We start from the raw sequence: 13299 nt of genomic DNA, 5'->3' as shown, positions 1-13299 counted from the left end.
TCTACTGATATTAGCCAATGAATCCCATTTCGAGCCACCAGCCGACAACACATCAGGCGACCCCGGTTAGTTGCCCCTTTGACTACATGAGGAACCTGAGTCCCGACGCATCCCTGCGCCTGGCCGTTGCAAAGAATGATTTTGATGGTGTTTCTTACGTCCTTGATCATTCCGAGGTCGATTTCTCCGCCCTTGATTACTGTGGGCAAAATCCTATCCATTCGGCTATCGATCTCGGCCGCGATGACAACATCGTCTATCTGTTGATCGAACGATCCGAGGGTAGTAATGCAATCCATGAACTGGATCGCAATGGATATACGCCGCTGATGCTGGCCGTCGAACAGGGAAAGATCAGTCTGGCAACGTTCATGATAAAGGACAGGCAGGCGACCTATAGCGACGGCAATGACGCTACGTGTCATCCAGACAGATTATCCCGCAAACAGCAAACCCTGGGCCATACCCGACTCCTGGTAGAGAGCGGCGGCGATATCGCTGAGGCACATAGACTCGCCCTTGGCCGAGGCATTGACAGCTTTGAACAGTCATTTATGGTTCAGCATAATAGCCTCAAAAATGCTTGCCGGGCTGGCGATATCGAGGCAGCCAGAGTAATAGTCGCTGCTGGCGCAGACCCGTCATTTGTTCTGATGCGTACGCTGAATGGCAGCGGCTTATCAGTGTCGCCGGAAAGAGCGACTATCACGAGAAACCTGCTTGCGGCGGGCGCACACCCTACCGCTACACTCAAGCACGCGCTTTCCACGAAGATTGATTACCACCCTGTGCGAACACTGTTGATGCTCGGTGCATCCAGCAACGTTCTGAAGGATTTCATCCTGGAGCGGGCGACTGCGTTCGACAAAATCTTCCTCCATAGCATTAATAAGAAAGACTGGTCGAACGCCCTAAAAAATGCCGCCCTCCAGGGCGATAAGGCCGCAGTGCAGTTCTGGGTCCGATCCGGAGCAGTCAAACCAGATCCGACATTAATTTCGTTGGCCAAAAACCGCCGTGTCGACGCCATAAAGCTATTGCTTGATTCAGGGGTGGACGGTCATTCAACACTGCTGCGGCTGGTTGATGAGGGAAAGATAGAAGCCGTTAGATCTTTAATCTCCGCCGGCGCCAACGTATCAAAGCTGCTGCAAGAAATGATGGGCAATCATCAGCGAGGGCTGAGAATAGGGATCGATAAACTACAGACATTGATCAGGGCCGGAGCGGACATGTCACAGCTCCTGCTAGCCTCGACTAATGGGAAGGACAGACTGCATGTGGCCAAAATACTTCTGGCTGCCGGTGCGAACGCTGAAGCTGCGGTCGCCCTTTGTCCGGAAAATACGCGTGCCGAGGTAAAGAAAACGCTAGCATTGGCAGCGCAGGACGCCGCTGCCGTCGACAGGATGATGCGCGATGCTGGATCTTCCGATATCACTTTGGTGGAGAGTATTTTGGTGGCAAAGGGGTTCATTGATCAACCTACCCGCCGTCCGATTAACGAAGGACTAACAAAAACGGCTGATAGGCTACAGACTGAGGGACATCAGGCTGAAGCAGACCTGCTGCGTGCCGTGTTGAGTACCGATTGGAACGAAATTAAGTCGCGAGTAGCCGGAAATTCACGGGCGGCTGTCATGGTGCTGCTGATGATGTTGCAGCACCATGATGTGCCGTCATCACGATTGTTAGTAAGAGCAGGAACGAATATATCCGCTGCCATTGACTGGACAATAAGCAAGATCCAAGACAACAATAAGGCCATTGTGCTCATCGCGAGGCTGCTTCTCGCCGCCGACGATCTCGCACATCGTGTACTGGGGCACGCAATTGACTCAAAAGGAACGCCTTTCGCAAAAGAATTGATCAAGTTAAGCAAGTTCAACATAGTGGACATGTTTGGCCATCTGACGAAAGCCGGTAACATGGCCGCAATAGTGAAACTGAATCCGTTGCACACTATCGAACCGGCCCAGACCAGTACGACAAGCTCCGAGAGCTTGGCATTCAGTTTGATTTCTGCAGGCTTTAACAACGCTCACACTTTTTTCGAGGCACTTGACGCTGGCGATCCTGGCACGGCCGGAGTTCTGGGTGCGCTGATAAAAGATAACTCCGTTGCGCTTGCGAGAGCGCTTTCCGACGCGCAAGCTTCAGTAGCAGAAACGTTGCTTGTTCTAGGCGCCGATCTAAATGTTGCGTTGAGAGAGGTAGATCCCGAAAAGATGGCGCTGGTCGAGACCCTATTGCCAGCCGACGCGGGCAGCTAAGCGCCACCCGGCCTGACAAGACCTAGGGACGGCTTGATTGCGACACCGCGGCACTGCTCCGTATGGAACGGAGCGTTTGGCGAGAACGCTGAAATAGACATCAAAGCAGAGCAGTATCCCAACGGCCAAAACTGCCTTCATGTGGCCCTCACCTCTGGCAGCCGTTCAATTGCGGCAAATTGGCAGAACTGGCGCTTGTTCTGGGCGCCGATCCTGACGCTGCGTTGACACATGTGGAACCCAGATTGCGATCGCGAGCTGAAGCAACACTAAGCAGCGATTAAGACTTGCGACGAGCACCGCGCAAGTCCCCGGGCACGAAACGGAATACCCGGGCACGTTGACACGGCCGCATAGCGGCCGTTTTCTTTTGGCGATCGATAGATCACCGTCAACGCTGACGCACCAAGGACGGAATGCGATTTCCACGCGAGTTGGTCCTCTTTTCCGCCGGCGAACGGGGCAACGCGGCAGCCGCACAGATAATGATCCCGGAAACAGCGAACGCTCGCGCGTCAACTGTCCCCAATCTATTCATATTAACGATGCTAATCAATGAATCCTCTTTCGAACTCGCAGCCGACAACACATCTGATCAACCCCGTTAATTGCCCCTTTGATTACCTGGCGAACCTGAGTCCGGACGAGTCTCTGCGCGCGGCCATTGCGCAAAATGACTTTCGTGGTGTTTCTTATGTGCTCGACAATCTCAGGGTTGATCTTGCCGCTCTTGATAGCAACGGGCAGAATCCTATTCATTCCGCTATCGAGCACGACCGGGATGACCACATCGTTGAATTATTGATAGAGCGATCTCGCGGTAGCAGCAATGCGATTCATCAGGTGGATCGCCATGGGTACACCCCGTTAATGCTTGCTGTAGAGCACGGGAATATCAGACTGGCACTATCTTTGATAGCAAACGACCGCGCGGCCGTCCGCGTCGGCAATGATGCGAATTGCTCCGAGGCCAGATTGGCCTTGAAAAGACAAACCATTGCCCATACCGAAATATTGTTGGAGGGTTTCGGGAATCTGGCTGCGTCACATAAGTACGCTCTGCGGCAACGCGTTGATAGCTTTGAAAGGCTTTTCTCCGATCGGCATGCCGCCCTGGCGCGCGCTTGTGAGACGGGCCATATCGAGGAAGCAAAAGCAATCATCAAGAGCGGCGCAGAGCCGTCACTCGTTCTCATGCGCACTTTGGACAGACGCGATAACGCGGTGTCGCCGAATCGAGCCGCGCTCGCAAGAAACCTGACTCTTGCAGGCGCCGATGCAACCACCGCGCTCGAGCATGCGATTGCCACGAACACGACGAAACTGACTAAGCAAACGCTGTTGCTGTTGCGCGCAGCGGGCAACGAAGTCTTGGGCGATCTTCTCCGATGGGGCAGTACACATGTAGGCGGCATAGTCAATCTGCTCATGTCCAAGAAAGACTGGTCGGATAGCTTGGTAAGCGAAGCCATCAACAGCAATCCAGACATCGCGTACATGTGGGCCGGCATGGAGGCCATGCGCATGGAGACCACGACCAAACAAGATCATGTATTAATGCCACTGGCAAAAGGCCGGCATACTCACGTCTTGGGTATATTAATCCGTGCCGGAATGGACGCTCATACAAGCCTGCTGCGACTGCTGGATGACGGCAATACGGACGCCGTCAGATCGTTGATTGCCGCCGGTGCAGACGTGTCAAAAGTATTGACAAAGATGGCCAGCCATCAGCCGGAAAGCCTGACACCGTGGATCACAAAACTCCAAGTATTGATTCAGGCTGGCGGAAACGTATCCAAGATGTTGTTGGACTCCACTAAAGATCCGAGTGCGCTGCCTGTCGCGAAACTACTTATTGCTGCCGGTGCACGGATAGACGATGCGCTGACGCTTGTACGGGAGGACGAGCGTTCTCATGTCAGAGAGATATTGGATTCGGCGGCGCAAGACGTCGCCGATGCCAACACGATGATGCACGATAGCGGATTGGCCGATATCACGTTCGTAGAGAATATTCTAGCAGCTCGGGAGCTTCGAACGCAGGCCGACAACCGAGAGTTATACGAATCAGTAAAACAACAAATCACGGACGGACTAGAGGATAAAGACCGGCCTGCCGGCTCAGCTCTGCTGGATGCCTTCGTAAAGCTTGATTGGAACGCGCTGAAGACGCTAGTTCCCGCCAATCAAAAAGTGGCTGCCGATCTACTGCTGTATACCGTAGAGGGATTGGACGTGCCGTCATCACGCTTATTGATACAAGCGGGAACGGACATATCTCCTGCCATTGACGTTGCAATAGCCGATCAAAACACATCTCTTGTCCTGGATCTGATCAACGCCGGTGCCAGCATTCACAGCGTACTTTCTTATATTGTTGATTCGGGAAACCCGACATTCGCAAAAGAGGTGATTCAGGAAGGTGGGGAGTCCTCGGGGTTTGAACTCAACTTCTTTAATACGCTCAAGTTTCTGGCCAACAACGGCGATGAGCCGCTACTGAAGAAACTTGTTCCGCTCAGTTCCACAAATGGATCTTTCGAACTGATCGACGCGTGCGCGCAGGGCGAAATGGGCTTGGCAAGAGCATTGGTTGCGGCAGGCGCGGACGCAGGCAAAGCCCTATACATCGCGATCAGTTCCGAACTCATTGACGCAGCCATCGCATTGATGGATGTGGGAGCCGATAGATCCGTGGCGCTGGCAGCTGCACTTTCTGATGGGGAGCCTCTCGTAGCAGAGACGTTGCTCGTTCTGGGCGCTGACCTTAACGTCGCGTTGACGCATGTGAATCCCCAGCAGATGGAGACAGTCAGAGAGCTATTACCTGCAAACGCGAGCAGCTAATCGGTCAGAGTGCGGCGAAGCGCGTTACGCGGAACGAATCCGGACGATAGATCACTTATGCAGTGGGTGAACGAGCCGCAGCGTTTCACGAGAAAACACGAAAAATCCTCTTCGATTCAAGGACAATCATGCTCAAGTCGATTCTTAACACCAAGTTTTTCCGCAGCGCCTTCCTCGCCTCTGCCCTGGCCATCGCCGTTGGCGTTGCCCCCGCGCATGCCGAAACCGGCTGGGACACCATCTCTAGCCTCGATTGGACCGAGATCCTGGAAGTATTGGGTAACTTCGCCGATATGATGACGCTGCTCATGGGCGGAGACATCCCGTTTGATGATTTCTAATACGTACTTCCGTTTTCGCTTGACGGCACAGCTATCGTGCCGATAGCACGTTGCCCGATCGCACCGATTCTTGGCATCAAGAATCAGCGGGTCATTGCCCGCTCTGCCCAACAGCATCCTTACCATTTGATCATGGCCGTGCGCAATGGCCTTATGAAGTACTGTTTGCCCATCGACTTCATCGATGGCAGTCAAGTCGAACTGATACTCATCCAGCCTATGAGAAAGGGCGTCAATATTGTTTTGCTTAGGCTTATTCGAGTCCTTTGATCCCACGGCCCGAATCGCGAAATCGCCAACGGCCTCCTTCGGCCGTTGGCGGCAGCACTTCTGTTAGTCCTCCCAGAGCATCGCCTCAGCCATTCCCAACAGCGTGACTGCAGCGTGCGCTCCGGCGTTCAACTCGTCCGCGATCAGCAGGCCGACAACGGCGCGGTCTGCTTCGAGCATCAAAGCCATCAGCCTCCGCAGCTTTTCTTCTTCGGGTAAATCTGCTTTGTCCAGTACACCCTTGAGTGCAGCGTAGGCGACTACGTTTGCAGCCTGCTCGTTTGTCGCACGCAGCGTTTCCATAGCGCCAATGGCATCGGCCCCGAAACTGATCAGTCTTTGGGCCATCACTAAGTCGCCATGTTCACCCAGCCGGACCAATTCGGGAATCGTAGGAGCCCCGACGGCAATCACAAGCCTCAAGATCTCCAAGTCACGCCAGTTCATTGCTGCATCAACCCACACCCTTTCCTCTGGATCGCGAGACTTGTCCGCATTCAACACGCACCTGGTTACCGCGTTTCCGACCCAACTCGTCGTGTCCGCACCTGCGCTCATGAAATTCGTGAGCGTAGCTATTTTTTCTGTCTCAGGACAATTCGACATGGCAACCAAAACCGATAGCACGACATCCGGCCTGGTCAAGGCGTTACAAGCGGCTTGGTTTCCACATTGCATTGCGCGATCCAGACATGTGTGCACGTCGTCCGTCTGGATATACCCGTGGTGGATCAATTGGCCTAGGTGATCAGCATTGCTTTGCACAATAGACAATGCGTCCGCATCGAAATACAACTTTGCCGCGGCTCTATTCTGGTGAAATACGGCGCGTCCAAAGGCGTCGGGAATATTGCCATCGACATCAATCAACAACTGTGCAGTAGCAGCAGCACTTTCGGCTTGAATATGCCCGCCATCCTGTGAGCGCGTAATACCGTCATTGACAAGTGCCCCCGAATCAACCAACGTTTTCATCAGACCCACGTTGCGCATAGCCGCTGCAGCCATCAAGGGGGTATATCCCTGCCTATCCTTTGCATTGATGACTTTTGCATTGTTGCCTGCACGTTGCAGAACCATCATTGCAATATCGTCATAACCGAGCGAAATGGCCAAATGAAGGATCGTGTGTCCCTTCTCTTGCTCGAAGGACGCCAGATCGAACGAGCTGTCGTCAAGTGCCTCGGCAAGGGCTTGAGGATCATGCGCCTGGACGGCGTTAAAGACTTCGTTGAATGCCGCCTCCCGCCTTGACAGCAATATCGCGTCCGGTCGTCTGACGTATGAATCTGGAAAATGCTGAACCTTCCACATAGGTATGCCCTTATCAGAAAATTCATGAGTACCATGACCGCTCAATCTGTTCCCAAAAATTTTTTGATCACGCGGCGATCCCAGGAATTGGGCGAAAAAGGACCATTCTCTTTCAATCAGGAACGACAGCCCGCCAGATGCGTTCCATCCAGCACTTCTGATGCGTTCTTATTGGCTTAAGTTCGAGTCGTCCCCCGTATTGATACTTCCCTGAGCAAGACTCCGCAGGGGTGAAAATGGAATACGGCGATAGATCAGCCTTGCTTCGCCCGCCAAGCCTTATAACGCGCCAGATTCTGCTCATTAGGTGGATACAAGCCCGGCAATGGGGTGCCGGCCTCGACCTCGGACATGATCCAGCCTTCCATGCGCTCCTGCTCGACAGATGCCTCCACCACGTCGTTGATGATGTCTGCAGGGATCAGTACTGCACCGTCCCGGTCGAGCACGATGTAGTCATTCGGAAAAACTGCAACACCGCCGCAGCCCACGGGCTCTTGCCATCCTACAAACGTCAAGCCAGCCACAGATGGAGGCGCAGCGCCGCCGCTCGCCCACACGGGCAGCCCGGTCCCCAACACGCCCTCAAGGTCGCGCACGACGCCGTCCGACACCAGCGCGCTCACGCCACGCTTTTTCATACGCGCGCAGAGGATGTCGCCAAAGATTCCCGCGTCGTTGACGCCCATCGCGTCCACGACCGCGATAGCGCCCTCTGGCATGGCTTCGATTGCGGCGCGTGTGGAGATAGGAGATGACCAGGACGCAGGCGTCGCCAGGTCCTCGCGGGCCGGCACAAAGCGCAACGTAAAAGCACGGCCGACGATACGTTTGTCAAAAGGAGCCAGCGGAAACGCACCGCGCAGCCAGACATTGCGCAGGCCCTTTTTGAGCAGAACCGTGGTCAGCGTCGCCGTCGTGACGCCTTCGAGGGCTTGTTTGATCTTCGGTTCAATAGGCAAGGCATCGACAGACATAGAAGGCTCCTGAAACGAATAAGAGAACAAACGGAAAATCAATCGGCCAGATCGGCGAGCAGGCGTTGCTTGCCTGCCAGTACGTGTTGTTCGGCCAGCTCGCCGGCACGAACCACGTCACCTGCCTTGATGGCGTCGACAATGCCGCGGTGCTCTGCATTGGAACGGTTCATTTTGGCGGCGTAATTGAAAAATTTACGACGAAACAGATGCAGCTCGTTGACGTACTCGGTGTATGCACGCGCAGCATGGCGGTTATTGCTGTATTCCAGGATCAAGTCGTGGAATTTCAGATTCAACTCGTAATAGCTGCCACCGTCGGAGATTTCAGCGGCGGCCTCCATCTGGGTCATTAGATCTTCCAGTGCAGCGGTGCGCTCGGGCGATAGATATTCTGTCGTGCGCCGCGCCGCATAACCAAAGATCAATGCACGCAGATCATAGCTCTCGAGCATGTCCCGCATCGACATCTGGCGTACGAACATGCCCCGGTGCGGCACAGCAGTGACCAGGCCGCTGCCGGCCAGGATGCGTATGGCTTCACGAATGGGCCCCCTGCTGACCCCCATCTGCTGCGCCAGCGCAGCCTCGTTCAGCCGTGAACCTGGCGCGATGTCGCCCGAGTAGATCAGACGCTTGATTTCGTCGGCCGCGGTTGCGGCGAGCAACGGTAGCTTTTGTTCGGATGGTTGGGTCATAGGCACGGAAAGTATGCAGAAATGTGTCGCTGCGACAAGGCGATTATGACGGCAAATTGTACCTGCGCTACCGTCAGATTGATTCATATCGAAGACGAATTCTAAATAATCGTATTCGATTTAAATAAAAGTGTTGACACTTTTTGAGTGACTTCTTACCATGAATCCCACAAAGCAAAAGCAAAAACCGGCCGTACCCCTGAGGTTCGGCTTTCGCCTGGCCCATCGCCTCGCGGTAAGGATGGGCCTGACACGTCATGAGAGGAGCACTCGCCCATGTCTGACACGCAACACTCGCTGCCCTTGTCGCCCTACCGGGTCATTGATCTGACCCGGGTACGCGCCGGCCCGACGGCCGTACGCCAATTGGCGGATTGGGGGGCTGAGGTCATCAAGATCGAAGAGCCCGTCAACCCTGCCACCGAGACTGAGATGGGAGGCATGAGACTGGGCCCCGATTACCAGAATCTGCAGCGCAATAAGAAAAGCCTCACGCTCAATCTAAAGAGCGCCGAGGGGCGGGCCGTGCTGGAAAAGCTGGTGCAAAACGCCGACGTGATCGTCGAGAACTACCGGCCTGACGTCAAACATCGCCTGGGGATTGATTACGAGACACTTCGGCAGATCAATCCACGCCTGGTCTATGCGAGCATCTCGGGCTTTGGCCAAGATGGCCCCTATGCCAAGCGCCCCGGCTATGACCAGATCGTGCAAGGCATGGGCGGATTGATGTCGGTGACTGGCCTGCCTGAATCCGGGCCCGTGCGTGCAGGTATTGCCATTGCCGACACTACGGCCGGCCTGTATTGCTCGATCGGCATTTTGATCGCCCTGCTCGATCGTGAGCGCACGGGTGTCGGTCAGTGGGTGCAGACCTCGCTGCTGGAAGCGCAGTTGGCGATCCTGGACCTGCAAGCTGCCCGCTGGCTCGTCGCAGGGGAAGTCCCCGCGCAGGCCGGCAACAATCATCCCACCATCATCCCGACTGGCTTGTTCACGGCTCAGAATGGACCGATGACGTTGCAGGTGCCGGGTCAACTGATGTGGGAACGCCTGTGCAAGGCGCTGGACAAGCCGCAGTGGCTGGACAATCCGCTATACCGCACCAACCGGGATCGATCCATCAACCGCGAAACACTCAATCAGGAAATCAACGCGATATTCGTGCAGCAGCCTCGTGAATACTGGATCGAAAAACTCAATGCTGCCGGCCTGGCCTGCGGTGCCGTCAACACGGTGGATCAGGCCTTTGCCGACCCGCAGGTACAGCATCTGGGTATCGCATGGCCGGTACGGCATCCCGAGCTGGGCGATATCCAATTGGTCGGCCAGCCCATCAAGAGCAGCCGCTATCACCCGACGTTGCGCACGGTAGCGCCGATGCCGGGTGAACACAATACCGAGATTCTGCAAGGACTGGGCATAGCACAGTCCGAACTCCAGACACTAAGGAATCAGCATGTCATCTGAGCACACGCCAACGCTGCGCTATCAAAAGGATGGCGGCGTGGCTACATTGTCCATTGATCATCCTACGCGACATAACGCGATGACTTTCGACATGTGGGCTGCCTTGCCAGGGTTGATGGAACAGGCGGATGCCGATCCCGATGTACGCGTCCTGGTATTGCGCGGCGCGGGCGAAAAAGCTTTTTCTTCCGGATCGGATATCTCGCAATTTGGCGAGCGCCGCAGCACCGAGGCCGGCGTGAAGCTGTGGAACGACACGGTGGTGGCCGCCGCAGAGCGTCTCGTTCGCCTCGGCAAGCCCTCCGTGGCGTTGATACGCGGATTATGTTTTGGCGGAGGCGTCGGGCTGTCGCTGCATTGCGATCTGCGATTTGCGACGTCCGATGCGAGCTTCAGTATCCCCGCAGCAAAGCTGGGAGTGGGCTACTACCCAGCTTGGTTGAAACGGTTGTCTTCACTCGTGGGACCTGCCGTTGCGAAGGAAATCATGTTTACCGCACGCCGATACGATGCGGCTCAAGCGTTGAGGGTGGGCCTGATCAATGATGTTCGCGACGAGGCCGAGACCCTGGAGCTCGCCGCGCGGATGGCGGCCCTGGCGCCGCTGAGTTTGCGCGCCAGCAAGATGGCCATCGACGACGCCGTCGAACCGGGAAGGTATGGCGACGATGCCTGCCAACAGGCCTTGCGCGCGTGCTTTGCCAGCCAGGACTACAAGGAAGGCCAAGCGGCATTTCGGGACAAACGGCCACCGGCATTCACCGGCCGCTGATCGTCACTCAGCCCGCGACGGCCGCCCAGCGACAGAAAAGAGGAGACAGAAAGTGAAGATAGAAAAAATCACCGCTACGCTGCATCGGCATGAGATCGACCTGCCCGGTATCGGCAAATCGATCGAGAGCCGCATGTTCGTCTTTGTCGAAGTCACGACCGACGAAGGTCAAAGCGGCTTTGGCATCACAGGCTCAATCCTGCCTTGGGCTGTCATCGCCTGCATAGAAAATCATCTGGCGCCGGCACTGAAGGGGCGTGACGTACTGCACACCGAAGCGATTCACGCGCACGTGTGGAAACAGCTCAACAGCCGCGCCTATACCGGTGTGATCTCTAATGCGCTGTCGGCCATCGATATCGCGCTATGGGATCTGCGGGGCAAGCGAGAGTCGCGCTCTGTGCACGAGCTGCTGGGTGGTTTTCGTAGCTGGGCGCCGACGTATGCGACCTTTGGCTATCCGTTTTTCGATGAACGGCAACTCGCCGACTACGCGCGCAAGTTCATCGACGATGGGCACACGATGCTGAAGATGGTGGTGGGAGGCGAGCCCTCGCGCACGTGGCGCGACGACGTTCGGCGCGTGCATGCCGCACGTGAGGCCATAGGCTCGGACGCTGCGCTGATGATAGACGCCAATTGCTGGTTCAACCCCTATGAGGCGCGCTTGCTGTGCCGCGCGATCGAGGATTGCGAACTGATGTGGTTCGAGGAGCCCATTCAGCAGAATGATGCGCGCGCGCTGGCGGACCTGCGCGCCAACACGTCGGTGCCGATTGCCGCCGGACAGATGGAAGGCCACCGTTGGCGTTATCGCGAACTGGTCTCGCATCATGCGGTGGATGTATTGCAACCCAATGTGCTCTACAACGGCGGCTATACCGAATCGCTGAAGGTGGCGCATCTGGCCCAGGCCTACAACCTGCCCATGGCAAACGGCGGTGGTTGGCCGATTTTCAATATGCATCTGTTATGCGGCCTGATGAATGGCGGGCCTGTCGAATTCCACTATGGGATGTGGCAAACAGGCAAACATTTCTTTTATGACACGCCAGATCCTGTGGACGGACGCATGACTTTATCCGGCAAGCCCGGATTGGGATTCACCCCCAATTACGATGCCCTGGAAGCCGCCCGCATCACGGACCCAGCGCAAAGCCGATTCGAGGGGCGCGACAGCCACGGATACTTGCTGCGCGAGGCCGTTGCCGCGACGTAGCAGCGCAGTTTTGCAGTTCCACAAGAAGCCTCATTTCACGTCTGCGACTGACTGTTCACGTATGGGCACGTTCACCGCAAGGCGGCTCGGCAGCAACACAAGATCCGGGCCATGGCACCGGATACATTCCTGGAGGAAGACAAATGAGTATCTCTATCGCCGCTCGTCTGGCGTCGGCCTGCGCTGTGCTCGCACTATTCTCTATGCCTGTCTCGTCTAACGCCGAGTATCCAGACAAGAATATACGCATGATCATTCCGTTTGGTGCGGGCGGGGGCAGCGATGTGCTGGCACGCACGATCGGCTCTGTCATCAAAGACCTCAAACTCGTACCCGTGGATTTCATGTACGAGAACCTGCCCGGCAGCAGTGGTGCGCGCGGATACAAGGAAGCGTCACGCCGCAAGGGCGATCCATACACCATGGCAACAGTCAGCGTGAGTTTTTTCACGACGCCGCTCCTCGGTCGGGCACCGTTCAAACAGGAAGATTTCACACCTATCGCTGCTATTTCGATGTCGCCTTATGTGTTGGCGGTAAAGAACGACTCGCCTTATCAATCGCTGAAAGACATGGCTCAATCCAAACGGCTGACCACGGGCACGGTCGGCGTGGTCTCGGACGCTCGGCTGTTGGCGGACATGGTGAGCAAGCAGATGAAAGTCAAAGTGGACGTAGTGCCCTTCGATGGCGAAGGGGAAATCACTACGGGAGTGTTAGGCAAGCACATTGATTTTATGTTCGGCAACCCCAGCGAAATCATGCCTCAGATCGAGGCCGGCACCATGCGCGCCCTGGCCGTGAGTGCGGGTGAACGGCTGTCCTCGATGCCTGATGTCCCGACGTTCAAGGAACAAGGCTACGACATCGAACACACCATGCTGCGCAGTGTCGTGATGCCCAAAGGCGTCGAACCGGAGGTGGTCGCGTACTGGGAAAACGTGCTGCGTAAAGTCGCCGAGAGCAAAGAGTGGAAAGAGCGGTATCTGGATCGCTACAAAGACGAGCCCCGCTACGAAGACGCTAAACAGACTGCGGCGCTGATCCAGCGGACCAATGAGCGCTATGTCGCCATCATGAAAGAACTGGACATCATCAAATAACTACCGGAACGC

The 13299-nt window shown here is 55.8% G+C and carries 10 protein-coding genes and 1 pseudogene; 7 read left to right on the top strand and 4 right to left on the bottom strand.

What is annotated here, in order from left to right:
* The first annotated feature begins 17 nt into the window (after positions 1-17).
* The 3 genes from ACNA0I_RS12420 to ACNA0I_RS12410 all read left to right on the top strand — a co-directional run bounded on the left by ACNA0I_RS12420 (position 18) and on the right by ACNA0I_RS12410 (position 5464).
* Complete coding sequence (locus tag ACNA0I_RS12420) at positions 18-2273, top strand: ankyrin repeat domain-containing protein (RefSeq protein WP_415806314.1); 2256 nt, start codon at positions 18-20, stop codon at positions 2271-2273.
* A gap of 555 nt (positions 2274-2828) precedes the next feature.
* The gene (locus tag ACNA0I_RS12415) at positions 2829-5123 is read left to right on the top strand and encodes an ankyrin repeat domain-containing protein (protein WP_415806313.1); all 2295 of its coding nucleotides are present in this window, start codon (positions 2829-2831) and stop codon (positions 5121-5123) included.
* Positions 5124-5251: 128 nt separating this feature from the next.
* Positions 5252-5464 (top strand): hypothetical protein, encoded by a 213-nt coding sequence (locus tag ACNA0I_RS12410; RefSeq protein WP_415806461.1) that lies wholly within the window; start codon positions 5252-5254, stop codon positions 5462-5464.
* Between the two features lie 87 nt (positions 5465-5551).
* Here ACNA0I_RS12410 and ACNA0I_RS12405 read toward each other — a convergent pair.
* The 4 genes and pseudogenes from ACNA0I_RS12405 to ACNA0I_RS12390 all read right to left on the bottom strand — a co-directional run.
* Positions 5552-5740: pseudogene (locus tag ACNA0I_RS12405) on the bottom strand (ankyrin repeat domain-containing protein); the annotation flags it as partial.
* Between the two features lie 57 nt (positions 5741-5797).
* Positions 5798-7048: an ankyrin repeat domain-containing protein gene (locus ACNA0I_RS12400; RefSeq protein ID WP_415806312.1), complete on the bottom strand. Its 1251-nt coding sequence runs from the start codon at positions 7046-7048 to the stop codon at positions 5798-5800.
* 254 nt (positions 7049-7302) lie between these two features.
* Positions 7303-8025, bottom strand: coding sequence for a ribonuclease activity regulator RraA (locus ACNA0I_RS12395; RefSeq protein ID WP_415806311.1), 723 nt, complete (start codon positions 8023-8025; stop codon positions 7303-7305).
* 38 nt (positions 8026-8063) lie between these two features.
* Positions 8064-8723: a GntR family transcriptional regulator gene (locus tag ACNA0I_RS12390; RefSeq protein ID WP_415806310.1), complete on the bottom strand. Its 660-nt coding sequence runs from the start codon at positions 8721-8723 to the stop codon at positions 8064-8066.
* Positions 8724-8999: 276 nt separating this feature from the next.
* On the opposite strand from ACNA0I_RS12390, the gene ACNA0I_RS12385 reads away from it, so the two are divergent.
* The 4 genes from ACNA0I_RS12385 (at position 9000) to ACNA0I_RS12370 (ending at position 13287) form a co-directional block, all read left to right on the top strand.
* A complete protein-coding gene (locus ACNA0I_RS12385; protein ID WP_415806309.1) occupies positions 9000-10193 on the top strand; it encodes a CaiB/BaiF CoA transferase family protein in 1194 nt (397 codons plus the stop codon).
* Positions 10183-10965: an enoyl-CoA hydratase gene (locus tag ACNA0I_RS12380; protein WP_415806308.1), complete on the top strand. Its 783-nt coding sequence runs from the start codon at positions 10183-10185 to the stop codon at positions 10963-10965. The genes ACNA0I_RS12385 and ACNA0I_RS12380 overlap by 11 nt, the downstream gene beginning before the upstream one ends.
* 52 nt (positions 10966-11017) lie before the next feature.
* Entirely contained in the window at positions 11018-12184 is a 1167-nt protein-coding gene (locus ACNA0I_RS12375) for a mandelate racemase/muconate lactonizing enzyme family protein (RefSeq protein ID WP_415806307.1), read from the top strand.
* Between the two features lie 143 nt (positions 12185-12327).
* Complete coding sequence (locus tag ACNA0I_RS12370; protein ID WP_415806306.1) at positions 12328-13287, top strand: tripartite tricarboxylate transporter substrate binding protein; 960 nt, start codon at positions 12328-12330, stop codon at positions 13285-13287.
* Positions 13288-13299: the final 12 nt, after the last annotated feature.

The organism is Bordetella muralis (genome assembly GCF_965139205.1).
GTDB classification, from domain to species: Bacteria; Pseudomonadota; Gammaproteobacteria; order Burkholderiales; family Burkholderiaceae_B; genus Bordetella_A; species Bordetella_A muralis.
This window is presented reverse-complemented; position numbering and strand designations above follow the sequence as displayed.

Coding starts and splice junctions, on each gene's coding strand:
- ACNA0I_RS12420 (WP_415806314.1), top strand. CDS start 18: ATGAATCCCATTTCGAGCCACCAGCCGACAACACATCAGGCGACCCCG.
- ACNA0I_RS12415 (WP_415806313.1), top strand. CDS start 2,829: ATGAATCCTCTTTCGAACTCGCAGCCGACAACACATCTGATCAACCCC.
- ACNA0I_RS12410 (WP_415806461.1), top strand. CDS start 5,252: ATGCTCAAGTCGATTCTTAACACCAAGTTTTTCCGCAGCGCCTTCCTC.
- ACNA0I_RS12400 (WP_415806312.1), bottom strand. CDS start 7,048: ATGTGGAAGGTTCAGCATTTTCCAGATTCATACGTCAGACGACCGGAC.
- ACNA0I_RS12395 (WP_415806311.1), bottom strand. CDS start 8,025: ATGTCTGTCGATGCCTTGCCTATTGAACCGAAGATCAAACAAGCCCTC.
- ACNA0I_RS12390 (WP_415806310.1), bottom strand. CDS start 8,723: ATGACCCAACCATCCGAACAAAAGCTACCGTTGCTCGCCGCAACCGCG.
- ACNA0I_RS12385 (WP_415806309.1), top strand. CDS start 9,000: ATGTCTGACACGCAACACTCGCTGCCCTTGTCGCCCTACCGGGTCATT.
- ACNA0I_RS12380 (WP_415806308.1), top strand. CDS start 10,183: ATGTCATCTGAGCACACGCCAACGCTGCGCTATCAAAAGGATGGCGGC.
- ACNA0I_RS12370 (WP_415806306.1), top strand. CDS start 12,328: ATGAGTATCTCTATCGCCGCTCGTCTGGCGTCGGCCTGCGCTGTGCTC.